Origin of the sequence: Vibrio sp. LQ2, assembly GCF_023920125.1 — a bacterium.
Taxonomy (GTDB): domain Bacteria; phylum Pseudomonadota; class Gammaproteobacteria; order Enterobacterales; family Vibrionaceae; genus Vibrio; species Vibrio fluvialis.
Genome location: NZ_CP085308.1, coordinates 1,460,484 through 1,480,930 on the forward strand (window position 1 = coordinate 1,460,484; position 20,447 = coordinate 1,480,930).

At 49.2% G+C, this 20,447-nt stretch carries 16 protein-coding genes and 4 tRNA genes; 17 read left to right on the forward strand and 3 right to left on the reverse strand.

The features are described from left to right. The first annotated feature begins 2 nt into the window (after window positions 1-2). The 8 genes from mrdA to LGV68_RS06845 all read left to right on the forward strand — a co-directional run bounded on the left by mrdA (window position 3) and on the right by LGV68_RS06845 (window position 7,902). Window positions 3-1,886, forward strand: coding sequence for a penicillin-binding protein 2 (gene mrdA / locus LGV68_RS06810; protein ID WP_020328004.1), 1,884 nt, complete (start codon window positions 3-5; stop codon window positions 1,884-1,886). Continuing rightward, complete coding sequence (gene rodA / locus LGV68_RS06815; protein WP_020328005.1) at window positions 1,886-3,007, forward strand: rod shape-determining protein RodA; 1,122 nt, start codon at window positions 1,886-1,888, stop codon at window positions 3,005-3,007. The genes mrdA and rodA overlap by 1 nt, the downstream gene beginning before the upstream one ends. Next, window positions 3,007-3,795, forward strand: a complete 789-nt coding sequence (locus LGV68_RS06820) for a septal ring lytic transglycosylase RlpA family protein (RefSeq protein WP_020328006.1) — start codon at window positions 3,007-3,009, stop codon at window positions 3,793-3,795. Before rodA ends, LGV68_RS06820 begins: the two co-directional genes overlap by 1 nt. 97 nt (window positions 3,796-3,892) lie before the next feature. Next, a complete protein-coding gene (locus tag LGV68_RS06825; protein ID WP_020328007.1) occupies window positions 3,893-5,068 on the forward strand; it encodes a serine hydrolase in 1,176 nt (391 codons plus the stop codon). Window positions 5,069-5,188: 120 nt separating this feature from the next. After that, window positions 5,189-5,467: a DUF493 family protein YbeD gene (gene ybeD / locus LGV68_RS06830; RefSeq protein WP_020328008.1), complete on the forward strand. Its 279-nt coding sequence runs from the start codon at window positions 5,189-5,191 to the stop codon at window positions 5,465-5,467. A 195-nt stretch (window positions 5,468-5,662) separates the two neighbouring features. Next, entirely contained in the window at window positions 5,663-6,319 is a 657-nt protein-coding gene (gene lipB, locus LGV68_RS06835) for a lipoyl(octanoyl) transferase LipB (protein ID WP_024373345.1), read from the forward strand. Between the two features lie 3 nt (window positions 6,320-6,322). Beyond that, window positions 6,323-7,288 carry a lipoyl synthase gene (gene lipA, locus LGV68_RS06840; RefSeq protein ID WP_020431847.1) on the forward strand — a complete coding sequence of 322 codons (966 nt, stop codon included), beginning with the start codon at window positions 6,323-6,325 and terminating at the stop codon, window positions 7,286-7,288. 287 nt (window positions 7,289-7,575) lie between these two features. Beyond that, window positions 7,576-7,902 carry a hypothetical protein gene (locus tag LGV68_RS06845; RefSeq protein WP_020328011.1) on the forward strand — a complete coding sequence of 109 codons (327 nt, stop codon included), beginning with the start codon at window positions 7,576-7,578 and terminating at the stop codon, window positions 7,900-7,902. Window positions 7,903-7,944: 42 nt separating this feature from the next. Here the strand turns inward: LGV68_RS06845 and glyA are convergent, their stop codons facing one another. Then, a complete protein-coding gene (glyA, locus tag LGV68_RS06850; RefSeq protein ID WP_020328012.1) occupies window positions 7,945-9,195 on the reverse strand; it encodes a serine hydroxymethyltransferase in 1,251 nt (416 codons plus the stop codon). A 343-nt stretch (window positions 9,196-9,538) separates the two neighbouring features. On the opposite strand from glyA, the gene LGV68_RS06855 reads away from it, so the two are divergent. Further along, window positions 9,539-10,141 (forward strand): YitT family protein, encoded by a 603-nt coding sequence (locus LGV68_RS06855; protein WP_222733332.1) that lies wholly within the window; start codon window positions 9,539-9,541, stop codon window positions 10,139-10,141. Between the two features lie 48 nt (window positions 10,142-10,189). On the opposite strand, the gene vexH is transcribed toward LGV68_RS06855, so the two are convergent. Together vexH and LGV68_RS06865 are read right to left on the reverse strand one after the other, a co-directional pair. Beyond that, window positions 10,190-13,303 carry a vibriobactin export RND transporter permease subunit VexH gene (vexH, locus tag LGV68_RS06860; RefSeq protein ID WP_252536403.1) on the reverse strand — a complete coding sequence of 1,038 codons (3,114 nt, stop codon included), beginning with the start codon at window positions 13,301-13,303 and terminating at the stop codon, window positions 10,190-10,192. Then, the gene (locus LGV68_RS06865) at window positions 13,303-14,352 is read right to left on the reverse strand and encodes an efflux RND transporter periplasmic adaptor subunit (protein ID WP_252536404.1); all 1,050 of its coding nucleotides are present in this window, start codon (window positions 14,350-14,352) and stop codon (window positions 13,303-13,305) included. Before LGV68_RS06865 ends, vexH begins: the two co-directional genes overlap by 1 nt. Before the next feature lie 268 nt (window positions 14,353-14,620). Between LGV68_RS06865 and LGV68_RS06870 the strand changes: the two genes are divergently transcribed. The 8 genes from LGV68_RS06870 to LGV68_RS06905 all read left to right on the forward strand — a co-directional run bounded on the left by LGV68_RS06870 (window position 14,621) and on the right by LGV68_RS06905 (window position 20,439). Then, window positions 14,621-14,705, forward strand: a tRNA-Tyr gene (locus LGV68_RS06870). Window positions 14,706-14,774: 69 nt separating this feature from the next. Next, window positions 14,775-14,859: transfer RNA gene (locus tag LGV68_RS06875), tRNA-Tyr, on the forward strand. Window positions 14,860-14,928: 69 nt separating this feature from the next. After that, window positions 14,929-15,013 (forward strand) — tRNA-Tyr (locus tag LGV68_RS06880). A gap of 69 nt (window positions 15,014-15,082) precedes the next feature. Further along, a tRNA-Tyr gene (locus tag LGV68_RS06885) sits at window positions 15,083-15,167 on the forward strand. A gap of 286 nt (window positions 15,168-15,453) precedes the next feature. Continuing rightward, the gene (gene uhpT / locus LGV68_RS06890) at window positions 15,454-16,848 is read left to right on the forward strand and encodes a hexose-6-phosphate:phosphate antiporter (RefSeq protein ID WP_222752276.1); all 1,395 of its coding nucleotides are present in this window, start codon (window positions 15,454-15,456) and stop codon (window positions 16,846-16,848) included. A gap of 133 nt (window positions 16,849-16,981) precedes the next feature. Beyond that, window positions 16,982-17,590 (forward strand): transcriptional regulator UhpA, encoded by a 609-nt coding sequence (gene uhpA / locus LGV68_RS06895; RefSeq protein WP_154184658.1) that lies wholly within the window; start codon window positions 16,982-16,984, stop codon window positions 17,588-17,590. Further along, window positions 17,590-19,089, forward strand: a complete 1,500-nt coding sequence (gene uhpB / locus LGV68_RS06900) for a signal transduction histidine-protein kinase/phosphatase UhpB (RefSeq protein ID WP_222743707.1) — start codon at window positions 17,590-17,592, stop codon at window positions 19,087-19,089. The genes uhpA and uhpB overlap by 1 nt, the downstream gene beginning before the upstream one ends. Window positions 19,090-19,095: 6 nt before the next feature. Beyond that, entirely contained in the window at window positions 19,096-20,439 is a 1,344-nt protein-coding gene (locus tag LGV68_RS06905) for an MFS transporter (protein ID WP_212571345.1), read from the forward strand. The last annotated feature ends 8 nt before the right edge of the window (window positions 20,440-20,447 follow it).

A 20,447-nucleotide genomic window follows, 5' to 3' on the forward strand; every position in this document is an offset into this window, starting at 1 on the left:
TGATGTTACGTAAGCGTAGCCCTATTCGAGACTACCTGGCTGAAGCGCGGTTATTTCGTAACCGTGCTGTCGTGTCTTTTGTGGGGATCGTCTTGATGATGGGTATTCTGGTTGCCAACCTGTATAACATTCAGGTCAATCAGTATCAGGATTACAAAACCCGTTCCAACGATAACCGCATTAAAGTGGTACCGATTGCGCCTAACCGGGGTCTGATCTATGACCGGAATGGTGTGTTACTGGCCGAAAACCGCCCTGTTTTTAGTCTGGAGATCATTCCAGAAAAAGTGAAAAACATGGACGAGACCATCGCCCGCTTACAACAGATTCTCACGATTACTCCCGAACAAATTGCTGCATTTGAAAAAGAGCGCCGCCAGACACGCCGCTTTAACTCAGTGCCACTGTTAACTCAGTTGACCGAAGAAGAAGTCGCGAAATTCTCCGTTCAACAATACAAATATCCCGGTGTTTCCGTCAGCGCAAACCTCAAGCGTTACTACCCATACGGTGAAGTACTGACCCACGTGATCGGTTATGTCTCTCGAATTAATGATCGCGATATCGAACGCTTAGTCCGCGAAGGTAAAGAAGCCAATTATCAAGCCACCCGCGATATAGGTAAGCTCGGTATTGAGCGCTACTACGAAGACTTGCTGCACGGGGAGGCCGGCTATCAGGAAGTCGAAGTGAACAGCCGGGGACGCGTGATTCGTACTCTGAAATACGTTCCGCCAACCCCGGGCAAAGACATTGTTCTCAACCTCGATATTAAGCTGCAACTTTACGTGCACAGCCTGTTCAATGGTCGTCGTGGTTCAGCGGTAGTGCTCGATCCAAAAGACAACGGCGTGCTGGCGATGGTATCAAGCCCAAGTTACGATCCGAATGCTTTTGTGCACGGTATTTCTGGTAAGGAATACAGTGAGTTACTCAACGACAAAGACCGTCCGCTGGTAAACCGCACCACGCTGGGTATTTATCCTCCAGGTTCGACCGTCAAACCATTTATTGCTGTTTCTGCCTTGGAAGAAGGCGTGATCACGCCGAATACCACTCGAAACGATCCGGGTTACTGGCGCATTCCGAATTCAAAAACCCGGCCATTCCGCGATTGGCTGCGCTGGGGTCACGGTAAGGTGGATATCATTAAAGCACTGGAAGAATCGGTGGATACCTTCTTTTATCAGATTGCTTATGATATGGGCATCGACCGTCTGTCTGATTGGATGATGAAATTTGGCTTCGGGGATTACACGGGTATCGATATCACCGAAGAGAGTAAAGCCAACATGCCGACCCGTGACTGGAAAATGGCCCGTCACCGCACACCTTGGTATCAGGGTGACACGATTCCTGTGGGTATCGGTCAGGGCTACTGGACAGCAACGCCAATGCAGCTTGCGAAAGCAACCTCTGTTTTGGTGCATCACGGAAAAGTAATTGCACCGCACTTACTGCGTTCTACCATCAATAATGGCGAAGAATTCTCCACCCAAAAAGAAACCGAATACGTGACTTACCCACCGATTACCGGTGTACCGGATAAGTACTGGAATATGGCGATTGAAGGGATGTATCTGGTCAACCACGGTAAACGCGGAACGGCGCGGCGCGCTTTCCAAGGCCTGCAATACAAGAGTGCGGGCAAATCCGGTACTGCACAGGTATTTGGTCTGGCAGAAGGCCAGGAGTACAACGCCGACGAACTGGCCGAACATCTGCGTGACCACGCACTGTTTACCGGGTTTGCGCCAGTCGACGATCCAAAAGTGATTGTGACCATCGTACTGGAGAACGCCGGTGGCGGTTCAAGCAACGGTGCTCCGGTGGTAAGACAAATCTTTGACCGTGTCATTTTGGGTAACGGCGAGGCAGACAAATAATGAAAATGGATCCCTCAACAGGTCAAAACCGGGCGTTCTTTGAGCGTTTACACATCGACTTGCCATTATTGCTTGGCCTGCTGGTCGTGATGGGCTTTGGCCTGGTTGTCATGTACAGCGCCAGTGGTCAGAGTCTGGAAATGATGGACCGCCAGGCAATGCGTATGGTATTGGCGTTAACCGTGATGATCGGTCTTGCTCAGCTGCCGCCGCGTACATACGAGCGTCTGGCTCCGGTGCTGTTTTTCGTGGGTGTGGCGTTATTACTCGGCGTTCTGTTGTTTGGTGAAGTGTCTAAAGGCGCACAGCGCTGGCTGAACCTGGGGTTTGTGCGCTTTCAGCCCTCGGAACTCCTCAAACTGGCCGTGCCGCTGATGGTTGCGCGCTTTATCGGTAAACGCCCGCTTCCGCCCAGCTTCCAGACACTGGTACTGTCCATGGTGATGGTATTCGTGCCCACCATTTTGATCGCTAAGCAGCCAGACCTGGGGACTTCCATTCTGATTGCGGCATCAGGGATCTTTGTGATCTTCCTTGCCGGGATCAGTTGGAAAATCATCTTTGCCGCAGCAGTGGCGGTGGGCGCATTTATTCCGGTGTTGTGGTATTTCCTGATGCATGAATATCAGAAGACACGCGTCAGAACCCTTTTCAACCCGGAATCCGATCCTCTTGGTGCTGGTTATCACATCATTCAGAGTAAAATTGCCATCGGTTCAGGCGGCGTAGTTGGCAAAGGTTGGCTACACGGCACACAATCTAACCTAGAATTTCTTCCTGAACGACATACTGACTTTATCTTTGCAGTTATCGCGGAAGAATGGGGCATGATAGGCATTCTTGCACTGCTGACGGTGTACTTGTTTATCATCGGCCGAGGCCTGTATCTGGCCAGCAATGCGCAAACCGCTTTTGGCCGTATGATGGCTGGCAGTATTGTGCTGAGTTTCTTCGTTTACGTTTTCGTAAACATCGGTATGGTAAGCGGTATTCTGCCGGTAGTGGGTGTGCCACTTCCATTGATCAGTTATGGCGGTACGTCTATGGTTACCCTCATGGCCGGTTTTGGCATTCTGATGTCAATCCATACCCATAGAAAAGCGTTTTCAAAGGCAAACTAATGAAGCATTCCACGCTCCTATTCAGTTTATGTTCTGTCGCCATTCTGGCCGGATGTAGTTCGTCTTCAGGCCGTTATGACATCAAAGATGACATCGCGCCGGATGCTCCACTTTCCGTCGATCATATTGAAGATGCCAATCCGCAGTACGAACCATATAGTCTGGGCGGTAATAAAGATTACACTTTGCGCGGCAAGAACTATCAGATCGTCAAAGACACCACGGGATTCAAAGAACGTGGTCAGGCATCCTGGTATGGCAAAAAGTTTCATGGTCACCTGACGTCAAACGGTGAAATTTACGACATGTACTCCATGACGGCGGCGCACAAAACCCTGCCGCTGCCCACCTACGTCAAAGTGACTAATCTGGACAACGGCAAATCGACCATTGTCCGGGTCAATGACCGCGGGCCTTTCCATGACGGACGCATTATTGATTTAAGTTACGCAGCCGCGTATAAACTTGGCGTCGTGCAAACCGGGACGGCCAACGTTGAAATCGAGACCATTGCAGTCGCGAAACAAACCACGGCTAAGCCCAAAGTTGGCGCTCCTCAGTACATCATTCAGGTGGCATCTTCACAAAATGAAGAAAGAGTGCGAACTTTAGCGCAAAATCTTGGTCAAAGCTTATCGGTGCAAAGTTTTGTCGAAAGTGTTAATGGTAGTCACCGGCTCTTTCTCGGGCCTTTCAGTGATTACACCCTGACGCAGGACACCTTGGAAAAGGTGAAAACGCGGGGTTATGACACCGCCTTTATAAAAAAGCACCCCGTCGCGCAATAATGACCACTCAAACCTGACCAGCTAAGCATTCGGGTCTGGTTTGGGAAGTCGTTTCTGTTAAGATAATGGACAATTAAACACACAATTCGCATTCATCATGAAAAAAACCATCCTAAATTCTGTTCTAGCGTCTTCAATAGCGCTTTCCGCTACGTTCTCAAGCACGACCCTCGCTTCTCCTGTCGTCATTCCAGATGCGCCACAGATCGCTGCGAAAGGTTTTGTATTGATTGACTATCATTCAGGCAAAGTTCTTGCCGAAAAAGAAATGAATACCAAGCTTTCACCAGCCAGCTTGACCAAAATGATGACCAGTTACGTAATTGGTCAGGAATTAAAACGCGGCAACATCTCGAACGATGATGACGTGACTATCAGCCGCAATGCATGGGCGAAGAACTTCCCAGATTCTTCCAAAATGTTCATTGAAGTTGGCACCACCGTCAAAGTGCGCGACCTGAACCAGGGCATCATCGTTCAATCTGGTAACGATGCCTGTGTGGCAATGGCCGAACACATCGCAGGTTCGGAAGATGCATTCGTGGATCTGATGAACGCGTGGGCCAACACTCTGGGTATGAAAGATACTCATTTTGCCAACGTCCACGGCCTGGACAACCCGAACCTGTACTCAACCCCGTACGACATGGCTCTGCTGGGTCAGGCCCTGATCCGTGACGTACCAAACGAGTATAAGATTTACTCGGAGCAAAAATTTACCTACAACGGCATTACCCAGTACAACCGTAACGGCCTGCTGTGGGATAAAAGCATGAACGTGGACGGCATCAAAACCGGTCACACCAGCAACGCAGGGTACAGCCTGGTCAGCTCAGCGACCGAAGGCAAGATGCGCCTAATCGCTGTTGTAATGGGCACCAAAGACATGAATGCACGTAAGTCAGAAAGCAAAAAGCTGCTGAGTTACGGTTTCCGTTTCTTTGAAACTGTTGCACCACACAAAGCGGGCGAGACTTTCGTTGATGAGAAAATCTGGATGGGCGACAAGTCAACGGTCGCGCTGGGTGTGAATGAGGACACTTACGTGACTCTGCCACGCGGCCAGGCAAAAGATCTGACCGCCAGCTTCGTCCTTGAAAAAGAGCTGAAAGCCCCAATTAAGAAAGGTGATGTAGTCGGTAAGCTGTACTACCAGCTTAACGGTGAAGACGTTGCGCAATACCCTCTGATGGCATTGGAAGATGTTGAAGAAGGTGGTCTGTTCAGCCGTCTGTGGGACTACATTGTTCTATTGTTCAAAGGCTTATTCTGATCCACTGAGATCGACCCAAAAAGCCGCCTTGGGCGGCTTTTTTGTTAACTTGAGATCCCATTCGATTGACTGTACTATTCGTCACCGTTTTTATCGAATACCCAACTTGGAGTTTCCAATATGTTAAACATCAACTCTGATGCAAAATTGAAAGACCTGCTTGAGTTCCCGTGTTCATTCACTTACAAAGTGATGGGCCACGCGAAACCTGAATTGCCAGAGCTTGTGTTGGAAGTTATTCAGCGTCACGCTCCAGGTGACTACAGCCCACGTGTCAAACCAAGTGGCAAAGGTAACTACCACTCTGTGTCTATCACCATCACTGCAACCTCAATTGAACAGGTAGAAATCCTGTACAAAGAACTGGGCGATATCGAAATCGTTCGCATGGTGCTGTAAGTTTTATTTATCTGCAATTATTTGATAAATTCAATTTTTTTTGAAAGCAGCCCAAGGCTGCTTTTTGTTTATGTATCATAAAGTTAAAATAGTTACATAAAACTTATGGTCAAAAAGTTAACCGTCATGAGTAGTTCAATCTGCTTAAGACGTTTATAATCCAAACACTTTATATATCACTGACGGACCTCGATGATGGATAACCAGCTTGTTGTCAGACGATTAGGTCGACAGGATTACCATCCTGTTTGGCAGGCCATGCATGACTTTACCGACCAGCGTGATGATTCAACACGTGACGAAGTCTGGCTTGTGGAACACAACCCCGTATTCACTCAGGGTCAGGCCGGCAAGGCTGAACACCTTCTTAATACTGGCGATATCCCCGTGGTTCAAAGCGATCGTGGCGGCCAAGTCACCTATCACGGTCCCGGTCAGATCGTCGCCTACTTTCTGATCAACTTACGTCGTAAAAAGCTGGGTGTCCGAGAGCTCGTCACTGATATTGAGAACCTCGTAATTAATACGTTAAAAGCTTACAATATCGACTCTGCCGCTCGCCCGGATGCTCCAGGCGTTTATGTCGATGGTAAAAAAATCTGCTCACTCGGCCTGCGTATTCGCAAAGGCTGCTCGTTCCATGGTTTAGCGCTCAACGTCAACATGGATCTCTCTCCGTTTCTGCGTATTAACCCATGTGGTTATCAGGGAATGGAAATGGTTCAAGTGAGCAATTTAGGTGGACCGACTCGTATCGAAGATGTCGAGCAACAACTCATAAAAGAACTCGTCAGCCTGTTCGGTTACGAGGAAGTAGAATTCAGCACAGAAGCACCTGTCATAGGTAAATAGAGCATGAGCAAACCGATCCAAATGGAAAAAGGCGTTAAATATCGTGACGCCGACAAAATGGCATTAATTCCAGTTAAAAACATGCCTGCGGAGCAGAAACAAGTGCTGCGTAAACCGGAATGGATGAAAATCAAACTGCCAGCAGACAGCCAACGCATTCAGGACATCAAGGCCGCAATGCGTAAGAATAACCTTCACTCTGTATGTGAAGAGGCGTCTTGCCCTAACCTGGCCGAATGTTTCAACCACGGCACTGCAACCTTTATGATTCTGGGTGCTATCTGTACCCGCCGCTGCCCATTCTGTGACGTTGCCCATGGCCGCCCTCTGACTCCTGATGCAGAAGAGCCAAAGAAACTGGCCCAAACAATCAAAGACATGAAGCTGAAATACGTCGTGATCACTTCGGTTGACCGTGATGATCTACGTGATGGCGGCGCTCAGCACTTTGCCGACTGTAACCGTGAAATTCGTGCCCTGAACCCAGAGATTCGCATTGAAACTTTGGTTCCGGATTTCCGTGGCCGTATGGATGTGGCGTTGGATCTACTAAAAGATAACCCGCCAGATGTGTTCAACCACAACCTGGAAACGGCACCGCGCCTGTACCGTAAAGCTCGCCCTGGTGCGAACTACAAATGGTCGCTGGAACTGCTGCAAAAATTCAAAGAGATGCACCCAGAGGTTCCGACCAAATCTGGCCTGATGATGGGCTTGGGTGAGACCAAAGAAGAGATCATTGAAGTGCTGAAAGATCTGCGTGCACACGGCGTGACTATGCTGACGCTGGGTCAGTATCTGGCACCGAGTCGTCACCACCTGCCCGTTGAGCGCTATGTTCCGCCAGCTGAGTTTGATGAACTGAAAGACATCGCGCTGGAACTGGGCTTCACTCACGCCGCTTGTGGCCCGTTTGTCCGCTCTTCTTACCATGCAGATATGCAAGCGAAAGGTCTGGAAGTGAAGTAATCACTTACTCGATTGAACGAAAGCCGGCGACTGCCGGCTTTTCTTTTATCTGCGGTGAGCAGATGCTCAACAAGCGTGTAGCACTTTTTGTACTGGTATCAGAAAAGCAGTACCAGCCTTCACTCCCACCAGCATCAACTTGAGGTTGATAGCTAAAATGGTCTAAACTTTGGGCTAACTACCCAAAACTACTCGGAATTATAGGTAGCAAGCTGACATAACACTGTTGGTAAACCGTTAAATCCGAACAAACGGGATATGCGTCTCGCACCATAAGGATCAAAATAATGAAAAAACTGAGCCTGCTGGCCATGCTGGCAGTAGCCGTCGCGTCTGGTTGTTCATCCAATACTACGCAAGACAACTTCCGTGAAGCCTCTTTCGAACTGTGCAATACCGAAGTAAGCATTTACTCAGTCAGTGATGATGGCAAAGTGCGAATCGTGTGCGCCGACGGCGCTAAATTTGCGCTTCAGAGTGAGAATACGCTGGAGACCATGCGTCAGATTAATATCGATTACTGTGACGGTGAAGGATTGGGTAAATTCAGCGAGAGCAGCAGCTACTACCTGTTCAAATGTAAATCCGGCACCCTGCTCAGCATCGCGAAATAAAAAAGGCCTGCATTGCAGGCCTTTTCCGTTATTCGATTCCGCTTATGCGTAAACTGGCAGGCGCTTACAGATATCCAGAACTTTCTGTTTCGTCGCTTCAATCACCGCTTGGTCATTGATGTTGTCCAGAACGTCACACATCCAGTTTGCCAGATTCTTCGCGTCTTCTTCAGTGAAACCACGACGAGTGATAGCCGGCGTACCCACACGAATACCAGAAGTCACAAATGGGCTACGTGGATCGTTTGGCACTGAGTTTTTGTTTACGGTGATGTTTGCTGCACCCAGCGCGGCATCCGCTTCTTTACCCGTGATGTCTTTGTCGATCAGGTCAACCAGGAACAGGTGGTTTTCAGTACCGTTTGATACGATCTTGTAGCCACGCTCTTGGAACTGAGCAACCATCGCTTTTGCATTTTTTACAACGCGCTGTTGGTAAGCTTTGAATTCAGGTTCCATCGCTTCTTTGAACGCTACCGCTTTACCCGCGATAACGTGCATCAGAGGACCACCCTGACCGCCAGGGAATACTGCTGAGTTCAGCTTTTTGTACATCTCTTCGCCAGCGTTTGACAGGATCAAACCGCCACGTGGACCAGCCAGTGTTTTGTGCGTTGTTGTCGTAACAACGTGTGCGTAAGGGATTGGCGTTGGGTAAACACCCGCCGCAATCAGACCCGCAACGTGTGCCATATCAACAAACAGGTAAGCGTCGACTTTATCTGCGATTTCGCGCATGCGTTTCCAGTCAACGATTTGCGAGTACGCTGAGAAACCACCGATGATCATCTTAGGTTTGTGCTCAAGTGCCAGCGCTTCCATTTCGTCGTAGTTGATTTGGCCCGCTTCGTCGATACCGTAAGGAATAACGTTGTAGTGTTTACCAGAGAAATTCACAGGTGAACCGTGAGTCAGGTGACCACCGTGTGCCAAGCTCATACCCAGAACCGTATCGCCAGGATTCAGCAGGGCCATGTACACCGCGCTGTTTGCCTGAGAACCTGAGTGTGGCTGTACGTTCGCGTATTCACAGCCGAACAGTTTACACGCACGGTCAATCGCTAGAGATTCAGCTTTGTCGACGTACTCACAGCCGCCGTAGTAACGCTTGCCTGGGTAACCTTCAGCGTATTTGTTTGTCAGCTGAGAACCTTGCGCTTCCATTACACGTGGGCTGGTGTAGTTTTCTGAAGCGATAAGCTCAATGTGTTCCTCTTGGCGAAGAGTTTCTTCTTGGATTGCTGCGAATAGCTCCGCATCGTAATCAGCGATATTCATATCACGCTTTAGCATCTGTATCTCCTGACTCAGATTTATCTGAAATTAGCTAAAAACCACACAATGACCCAACGCAAACGTTTTCGTCACCTCTTTGGCGCGCATTCTACATAATTTGATCTTCATCATAAAGCCCAAATTGCAGAAAATATCATGCAGTTTTTTCATAGTGACTGACGAAGTATTTCATCCCGAGGGGTTCAGGCAGATCCTACCTCATCAAAGTGTCAATTTTATGCTTTACACCCTGTAAAGCGGCAATTACATAGGTTTACCTCAATTTCGCTTCACTAGCTACCGAAAATGTCCGCTTTTCATTACTATGCGCGCCATTCTCAGCCTTTAATTTATATATTTGATGGAAAAACACACACGCAAAGAGGACTGGATTGCGATCCTGACTGGCACCTTTCTGGTTGCCCAAGGCGTTTTCTTTCTGCAGGCAGGTCAATTATTGACTGGCGGCACAGCCGGACTGGCACTTTTGATGACCCATTTTCTGCCTTGGTCGTTTGGCTGGCTCTATTTTATTGCTAACTGCCCATTCTATTTATTAGCCTGGAAACGCTTTGGCCGCCATTTCGCTGTCAACACGGCCATTTCTGGTGCTCTGGTCGCACTTTTTACTGACCATTTGTCGATGTTTATCACTTTCGACAATATCAACGAAGTTTACTGCGCCCTATCTGGCGGACTGCTGATGGGACTAGGCATGTTAATTCTGTTCCGTCATCGCGCGAGTTTAGGCGGATTTAACGTGCTGTGTCTGTTTATTCAGGAAAAATTCGGCATTTCCGTCGGCAAAAGCCAGATGGCGATCGACTGCCTGATTCTGTTGGTGTCGTTCTTCTTCGTATCACCTTGGATCATTCTGCTGTCGATTTTTGGTGCCATCGCACTCAACCTTGTGCTGGCGATGAACCATAAACCAACACGCTATACTGTTACCTACCATCGCTAACCGCTTTACTTACAGAGTCAAAAAAGCCCGCCGAAGCGGGCTTTTTTATTATTCGTGGGTTTGACGCGATTTGACGTCGTAGCCAAGCTCGCGGTGCAACTCAGCTTCGATATGCCCCGGCGCTTGTGTCGAGCGAGATATCAACTGGTACATCGCCGGAATGACAAACAGCGTCACCAAGGTTGAAAAGCCCATACCGAAGAAAATCACCGTACCGACGGATATGCGGCTTTCATAGCCCGCTCCGGTAGAGAGGATCAGCGGCACTGATCCTGCCAGCGTGGTGAACGCTGTCATCAGAATCGGACGCAGGCGCCTTGCCGACGCATCCACAATTGCTTTCTCGAACGCCAAACCTCTGTCTCGCAGCTGGTTGGCAAATTCAACAATCAGAATACCGTTCTTGGTCACCATACCAATCAGCATGATCATACCGATCTGGCTATAGATGTTCATCCCCTGCCCCATAAGCGTCAGGCCAATGAAACCACCAAATACGCCCATCGGTACGGTAAACATCACCACCAGCGGGTTGATAAAGCTTTCAAACTGCGCCGCCAACACCAGATAGGCCACCAGCAAAGCCAAGGCAAATACGATAGCCACGCTCGACTGGTTCTCTTTAAAGTCTTTCGATTCACCGGAATAGCTGACCGAGATGTCACTTGGCAGCACTTCCAAGGCTTTTTGATCAAGAAAATCCAGCGCTTGTCCCAGTGTATAACCGTCTGCGAGGTTGGCAGTAATCGTGATCGCTTTCTGCTTGTTGTAGTGCGCAAGGCGAATCGAAGATGCGACTTCCTCAATCTTGGTCACCGTATCAAGCGTCACCAGATCGCCGGAAGCCGTACGCATGTATATCTGCGTCAGATCCGCTGCGTTATTAAAGCTGTTCTCATCACCACGCAGATACACATCGTACTCTTCACCTCGGTCGATAAACGTCGTTACGCTCTTACCACCCAGCATCACTTCCAACGTATCGGAAATATCCTGCACACTGATGCCCAGCTCCGCTGCACGCTGACGATCAACAGTGACCACCAACTCCGGTGTTTTCTCCGAATAGTTGATATCTACGCCTGTCATCATTGATGATTTGGCCGCTTCGGCTTCCAGCAGCTCCGCCCAGTGTCTTAACTCGTTGTAATCTGAACCACCGAGAACAAATTGCACTGGCTCATTGGAACCCCCGCGGAATCCCGGCATAAACGGAATCACGCGCACATCCGGAATACCCGCCAGCGCTTTACGCACTTTACCCAGCGCTTCCTGAGCTGTGACGCTGCGTTCATTCCAGTCGTCCAGAATCATGATCACAAAGCCAGTCTGGTCACCCGCATTGCCCCCAAACGCCGGAGATTGAATGCTAAACGACTTGAGGAAGCCTTTGCCAAGCATTGGCATCAGCCGCTCTTCAACCAAATCCATGTTGGCTGCCATGCGGTTATAACTGGTGGCATCAGCGCCGCGGACAAATGCGAAGATCACACCACGGTCTTCCGATGGTGTCAGCTGCGCAGGCACCATCTGATTGAGTCCGTAGCTGCCGCCGACACACGCCAGAATCACGACTGGCGCGGCCCATTTCCATTTCAGCGCTTTTTGTAATACCGCGCGATAACCGCTTTCCAGCTTACCGAACAGAAAATCGACCGCCTTATTAAAACCGTTCGGCTTCACGTTCGCTCTGAGGATTTTGCTGCCCAAAACTGGCGTAAGCGTCAGCGCAATCAGCGAGGAGAAGATCACCGACATCGCCAGCAGCACCGAGAATTCGGTAAACAGCAACCCGACCATACCGTCCATAAACGAGATCGGCAAAAACACCATCACCAGCACTAACGTAGTGGCAATCACCGCAAAGCCGACTTCACGCGCGCCTTTGTAGGCCGCCATCAAAGGCTTCTCACCCTGCTCAATATGGTGATAAATGTTTTCCATCACAACGATTGCATCGTCCACCACCAGGCCGATGGAAAGGATCAGTGCCATCAGGGTGATAAGGTTGATGGAGAAACCAAAATAATACGCAGCGATAAAGGAGGAAATCAGCGATACGGGCACCGTAATGGCCGGAATCAATGTCGCTCGAGCCTGGCCAATAAAGATGTACAGCACCAGGATAACCAGCCCGCCAGTAATAAACAGTGTGCTGTAGACCTCCTCTATCGAACGCTCGATAAATACGGTGGAGTCATAATCGATGGCTAAACGTGTCCCTTTCGGTAGGAACTTTTGAATCTTGTCCACTTCTTCATGTACTCGTTTGGCAACATCCAGTGGATTGGCGTCCGACTGCGGCACAATCCCCATACTGACGTTTACCACACCATCACTTTTGAAGGTCGAGTTCTCGTTCTCTGCGCCAATGAACACATCGGCGACATCTTTCAGGTAAATTGAGGTACGATCGCTGGCGTGTTTCACCACCAGATACTGAAAATCACGAGGCGTACGATACGTTCGAGCTGTGCGGACGGACATCACGGTGGAATCGTTGCGCACTTCACCGCCCGGACTTTCAATATTTTCCCGGCGCAGTGCACTGGAAATATCCGCGGTTGTCACTCCGCGACCGGCCATCAGTTGGGGCTTCAACCGTACATACATCACTTTGTACAGACCACCGGAAATATCAACCGAGCTCACACCGGAGATCAGACTGAACCGGTCCGCCAATACGCGTTCGATATAATCGGTCAGTTGAGTTCGGTCCATCACCGAAGAACTGAGGTTGATGTAAACCGACGCTTCCCCTGAGCCATTATTTTTAAACACCTGCGGATCATCCGCTTCATCCGGCAGGTTGCGCTGCGCTCTGGCGACCGCATCGCGCACATCACTCACGCCAGTATTGAGGTCATAACCCAGTTCAAACGTAATGGTGATCCGCGAACTGCCGTTGCGGGTAACCGAAGAAATTTCATCGATACCACTGATCCCGGCCAACTGATCTTCCAGCACTGACGTGATCTGGTTTTCAATGATCGTGGCCGAAGCGCCATCGTAACGAGTGGTGACGGACACCACCGGACTTTCAATGTCCGGCATTTCCCGCACCGATAATTTAGAAAAAGAGACGAAGCCAAACACGCACAGCAGCATACTGAGCACAACAGCGGCGACTGGTCTCTTTACGGAGACGTCAGACAACCACATTATTGCTTACCTTTTTCAAGCGGTTGACCGGAAGTATCCACTTCAGTCACCGTTGCGCCATCGCGCATGTTGACGATGCCCTGCACCACAATCTGCTGACCGATATTGAGGCCATCTTCAATGACCACTTCATTTTCAATACGGGCACCCAGATGCACTTCGGTGCGGGTCGCTTTATGGTTGTCACCGACCACGTAAACAAAACGTTTAGTGCCCGAGTATTCGAGTGCCTGCACAGGAATAATAGGCGCGCTGATCGGTTCAAAGTCGAGTTTGGCTGAAATCAGCATGCCCGGTTTAAGTAAACGCTCTTTGTTGTTGAAATGAATGCGCACTCGCAGATTGAGCGTTTCCTGATTGATACGTGAATCAATCCCTACCACGCTGCCTTCAAACACTTGGCCGGGCCAGGCGTTGGTTTCTCCCAGCACTTTCATGCCACGTTTGATTTTCGACAGGTAACGTTCAGGAACTTGTAGGTCAAGTTGCATCAAAGAGAGATTATCCAACGTCAGCAACTCATTCCCGGCACTGACCATTTTACCCCGGCTAAAATCAATGAAGCCGACCGTGCCATCAAACGGAGCCGTGATGCGAAGATCGTCCAGATTCGCTTTTGCGGCATCCAAACGCGCCTGAGCAATTTCTACACTGGCTTTTTGCGCATCGATTTCAGTTTGGGTAATCGCATTGCGTTTGACCAAGCGCTCGAACTCGGTCAGTTTACGTTGTTCGTCACGCAGATAGGCGTTGGCTTCATTCACTGCTGCACGTGACTTATCGTCATTTAATTGCACCAACAATTGGCCTTTTTTCACCTGCTGACTGGCCCGGACAGCAATCGTATCGACTTTACCCGTCACTTCCGGTGAGATGTTGACGGATTGTTCGGCCTTAAGTTTGCCGACCAAAGAAAGGGTTTGCGAAACCTGGTGCGTCTGCACAGATTCAATCACCACAGGAATCGCTTTGGCAGCGCCGGCGGCGAAGGCTACTGGATAGAAAAATGTAGCCACCAGCGTTACAGAGAAAAGTATTGTTTTTTTCATAGTAAGGTTCAGAAAAGAGGTCACTTTTTATATTGTAACCCCTAATCTTTTTTTTGAACGTCAAGGAACGTAAAGATAGGGCTGAAACTGTAAGTAACACTGTGATTTACTCCAGCAAAACGCTAATTTATTGGCTTCTTTGACGAAAAAGGCAGCATTCAATTCAAAAAGACAAAAAAAGGGTTTACAGAGGGAGCGAGTTTGATAAGATGCGCTCCGCACTTGAGTGATGCGTTGGGAAAACGTCGCTTAAGTATAAAAATCCCCTGGAGGGGTTCCCGAGTGGCCAAAGGGAGCAGACTGTAAATCTGCCGGCTCCGCCTTCGATGGTTCGAATCCGTCCCCCTCCACCATATTCTTCTCACTAGAGAAAAACTTGATTGATGATGTTGGGAAAACGTCAGTTAAGTATAAAAACCCCTGGAGGGGTTCCCGAGTGGCCAAAGGGAGCAGACTGTAAATCTGCCGGCTCCGCCTTCGATGGTTCGAATCCGTCCCCCTCCACCATATTCTTCTCACTAGAGAAACACTTGATTGACGATGTTGGGAAAACGTCAGTTAAGTATAAAAATCCCTGGAGGGGTTCCCGAGTGGCCAAAGGGAGCAGACTGTAAATCTGCCGGCTCCGCCTTCGATGGTTCGAATCCGTCCCCCTCCACCATATTCTTCTCGCTAGAGAAAAACTTGATTGGCGATGTTGGGAAAACGTCAGTTAAGTATAAAAACCCCTGGAGGGGTTCCCGAGTGGCCAAAGGGAGCAGACTGTAAATCTGCCGGCTCCGCCTTCGATGGTTCGAATCCGTCCCCCTCCACCATACACTGAAAGCCAGCTCATCGAGCTGGCTTTTTTGTTGCCTGTGATTTGTGACCGTTTAAAACGCTGGAGATGTCTCCGACGTCATAGGAATCTCCCATTACCCCTGACGCCCCTGTGTGATTACATTCACGTTTTGATAGTCATATTAGCTAATCTAGGAATATTTCCTATTCGGCTTAAGACAAGCTCTCATGTGACACACCAAGGCAATCCCTAGAATGATTTTCAGACAGTCAGTTCCTGTACTACCCCTTTTTTTGTACTTTCTGAAACGAGAATCTTCTATGCTAAATTTCCTCGAACAGGTACGTAAGCCAACTTTGGACTTACCCGTCGAAGTCAGAAGAAAAATGTGGTTCAAACCGTTCATGCAATCTTATCTGGTTGTATTTATCGGTTACATGACCATGTATCTGATTCGTAAAAACTTCAACGTTGCACAAAACGACATGATTTCAACCTACGGCCTCTCCATGACTGAGCTGGGGTTGATCGGTTTGGGCTTCTCCATAACATACGGCATTGGTAAAACCGTGGTGTCCTATTACGCCGATGGCAAGAACACTAAACAGTTCCTGCCTTTTATGCTGATCTTATCTGGCCTTGCTATGCTGGGCTTTAGCTTCAGTATGGGTGGCGGCAGCGTCAGTCTCTTCTTGATGATCGCGTTTTACGGCTTAAGTGGCTTTTTCCAAAGTACCGGCGGCCCATCAAGTTACTCAACCATCACCAAATGGACCCCTCGTAACAAACGTGGTTCCTATCTTGGATTGTGGAACATGTCACACAACGTTGGAGGCGCAGGCGCAGCAGGTGTCGCCTTATTCGGTGCCAACTATCTGTTTGATGGCCACGTGATCGGCATGTTTATTTTTCCATCGATCATTGCATTGATCGTCGGCTTCATCGGTTTACGCTACGGTAGCGACTCACCAGAGTCTTATGGTCTGGGTAAAGTAGAAGAGTTATTTGGTGAAGCTATCAGTGAAGAAGACTCCGCCGCAGAAGAAAACCACATGACCAAGCGCGAAATCTTTGTGGAATACGTACTGAAAAACAAAGTGATTTGGTTACTGTGCTTTGCCAACATCTTTCTCTACATCGTACGAATCGGTATCGACCAGTGGTCAACAGTGTACGCTTATCAAGAGCTGGGTTTGTCCAAAGAAGCGGCTATTTCTGGTTTTACGTTGTTCGAAGTCGGTGCTTTGGTCGGCACGTTGATGTGGGGTTATCTCTCTGATCTCGCTAATGGACGTCGCGCTCTGGTTGCCTGTATTTCATTGGGATTAATCATCGTCTCGTTGGAATTCTATCAACATGCCACCAGCGAGTTTATGTATCTGGCATCGCTGTTTGTTCTAGGTTTCTTGGTCTTTGGCCCTCAGCTTCTTATTGGTGTTGCCGCGGTTGGTTTCGTACCGAAAAAAGCCATCTCTGTAGCCGATGGCGTGAAAGGGACATTTGCTTACTTGATCGGGGACAGCTTCGCGAAACTGGGTCTGGGCATGATCGCCGATGGCACACCAATTTTTGGCCTGACGGGCTGGAAAGGTACCTTCGCCGCTTTGGATACATCAGCCTTTATCTGTATTGCGTTGCTGGTCTTCGTTGCCATTGCGGAAGAAAAGAAAATCCGCAAGCAGAAGAAACTGTCTCTGGCGAACGCCGAAGCTTAACGACACCATGCGCGCTCACTATGGGCGCGCATAACAACCCTTCTCTTTATCGTAAAAAAGCATACTCATTGTGCTTCTTGTCATTTTTCGTAAACTTACCCGCCTCTCGTTCTGACCCACACTGGTGGCTACCTTGATTAATGTTGTGCTTGTTGATGACCACGTCATCGTTCGTTCTGGTTTTGCTCAGCTCCTCAACTTGGAAAGCGACATTCAGATCGTCGGTGAGTATGGCTCTGTCGCAGAAGCGCGTCGCCACCTTCCCGGATGCCATGCTGATGTTGTCATTCTGGATATTTCAATGCCCGACGAGAGCGGTTTAACTCTGATGGCCGAGATCCCATCCGCCATATCTGTGGTCATGCTTAGCGTGCATGATTCGCCAGCGATGGTGGAAAAAGCATTAGAGCTTGGAGCCCGTGGTTACCTCAGCAAACGATGCAGCCCAGAAGAGTTGGTGCAAGCGGTCAGAACCAGTGCCCATGGCGGCTGCTATCTCACCCCAGATATTGCGCTTCGTCTTGCCACACCGAAGAAAACCGCCGCCCAAGCCGATCAATTGACCAAACGAGAAAAAGAAGTTTGTCGTATGCTGGCAGAAGGATTGGACGTCAAAACAGTCGCCGCTCAATTGGGACTCAGCTACAAAACGGTTCACGTTCATCGCGCTAATGCCATGGACAAGCTCGGGGTCAAAAACAATGTCGAGTTGGCCAAATTATTCCCGGATGAACTCGTTTAATGCGTCACTATCTGCTGACGTCACTGTGCGGTTTTTTCATGAGCTGCTGTGCTTGGTTCTGTTTGTGGGTGATCGCTTACTACTTTGTCAACGATCCTGAACTGGCAATTGTCTTTTTCCCCTTCGCGCTGCGTTTAGGATTAGCCTTGCACACCCGCAATTCATATTGGCCAGCGCTGTACGCTTCGGAATGGGTGTTAACCATTGCTCTGGCCGTGTTACTGGAACAACCTCAATGGTTGATGATCCTACTTGCCAGTGTATCCAGCTTACCCGTCACTTGGTTTTTCAAACGCTATTATTATGGCGAACAGTGGCGCCGTTTGAGTGTCATGGGCGCATTGATCCTACTCACGAGCCTGATTAACGTGCTTGCCATCAGTGCGCATGTGAGCTCGATTTACATGACAGGACTCGTCAGCATCACAGGTGGATTGATGTTAGTCCCCAGTTGTTATCTGCTCTGGAACTACCTCTTTCAGAGTGTTTGGATGCCACTGACCTCCAATTTGGTGACGCGCAAAATCGAATTTAAAGTTCGTCATATTCTGCTGTATAGCTCGTTGTTTATTGCCAGTATTTTGCTTCAAACCAGCTTACCCGATGAACTGCGGCGCTTCGCACCGTTTTGCCTCGCCATACCGATTATCCTGCTCGCGTTTCGATACGGTTGGCAAGGCGCGCTGTTGGCAACCCTACTCAACAGTGTGGCACTTATCGCAGCAAGAAGCGGTGTGTCCAATTTGGAGATTACCGATCTATTGTTGTCGTTAACCGCTCAAAGCCTGACCGGTATCCTGCTTGGCATGGCCGTTCAAAGGCAAAAAGATCTTAACCTGAAGCTACGCAGTGAGTTGACTCGCAACCAAAATTTAGCCCGTCAATTAATTACCGCTGAAGAGTCCGTACGCAAAGAGATTGCACGTGAATTGCACGATGAAATCGGTCAAAACATTACTGCAATTCGCACGCAAGCCAGCATCATCAAGCGCAGCGAGCCAGAAGCGCTCAGCTTTCACTGCGCTGACACAATTGAAAACTTATCGCTCAATGTGTATGACACCACCAAAAGTTTGCTGACCAAACTCAGGCCCAAAACACTCGATGATTTAAACCTTACAGATGCCGTCGAGCAACTGGTACGCGAGATGGAGTTTGATGTGCAAGGCGTGGACATTCGCTTTGACTGGCAAGGTGACATTCACACCCTCAGCGACACCCTCAATGTCACACTGTTTCGGCTGTGTCAGGAATCGCTCAACAATGCTTGCAAATACGCTCATGCAACTCGCATTCAAATACGTTTGGAAGTCTATGAGCATGTCAAGTTGACCATTGCAGACAATGGCGTTGGCTTTAAACTCGAAGAGTGTATGAAGGGTATGGGACTGCGTGGTATGAAAGAACGAGTCCAAGCCCTTGGAGGGCGATTCCAGCTTCAGTCGATTCACGAACAATATCGAGGCACCCGTATCGATATTCAATTGCCGGTATTGTGAGGTTCTATGTTCGGATTTTTAAGTGCTAAAACATCACCGCGCCCTCTGAGCCAAACACAGGTGAACCAAACCTATCACTATTGGCGATGGCATATCATGCTGGGGATGTACATCGGCTATGCTGGCTTCTACTTCACACGAAAAACCTTCAACTATGCGGCACCGGCGATTGTTGCCGATTTGGGGCTGGATAAAGGCGATTTGGGCCTAATTGGCACGCTGTTTTACATCACATACGGCTGCTCTAAATTTCTGTCCGGCACGATCTCTGACCGTTCCAACCCACGTTTTTTTATGGGATTGGGCTTAATTGCAACAGGTCTGATTAACATCGCCTTTGGCTTTGCCAGTTCAGTGACGATATTTATGCTGCTGTGGATCCTCAACGCTTGGTTTCAAGGTTGGGGATGGCCCTCGTGCTCCAAATTGTTGACCACTTGGTATTCCCGCTCAGAACGCGGCTTTTGCTGGGCGCTGTGGAATACCGCCCATAACGTGGGTGGCGCGCTGATTCCCATCGTGGTCGGTTATCTTACGCTGCATTACAGTTGGCGACATGGCTTTGTTGTTCCTGGCATCACCGGCGTGGTGATCGGTCTGTTTCTCTGTTGGCGGCTGCGAGATCGCCCGACCACATTGGGGCTGCCGAGTATTGGTCAGTGGCGCAATGATCCGCTGGAGAAAGCTCAGGAAAACGAAGGCCGTGGGCTCAGTTATCGCGAGATACTCAAAACCTATGTATTCAACAACAAATACATCTGGTTACTCGCCTTCAGTTATGTACTGGTTTACATCGTGCGTACCGCCATCAATGACTGGGGCAACCTCTATCTCACCGAACAACACCATTACACATTGATTGACGCCAATACGGCCGTCTCACTGTTTGAAGTCGGCGGTTTTATCGGTTCACTGGTTGCGGGATGGGGGTCAGACCGTTTATTTGCCGGAAACCGTGGCCCCATGAACCTATTGTTTGCCATCGGCATTTTTTTATCGGTCGCCGCCTTATGGCTGATGCCAGTGACCAATTTTGCGTTTCAAGCGGCAGGCTTATTTGCAATCGGCTTCTTTGTGTTTGGACCACAAATGTTGATCGGCATGGCAGCGGCAGAGTGCTCGCATAAAGACTCTGCAGGCGCAGCAACCGGATTTGTAGGCCTGTTTGCTTACATGGGGGCAGCGTTGGCGGGTTATCCACTGGCCTTAGTGCTCGAGGCCTTTCATTGGAAAGGGTTCTTCGTTGTGATTTCCGTCTGCGCAGCCATCATCGGCTTACTGCTGCTGCCTTTCCTACAAGCGCAATTTCCAAAGGAAAGTACCTCAACAACCACCGAACATCCTCACTAAAAAAGCCC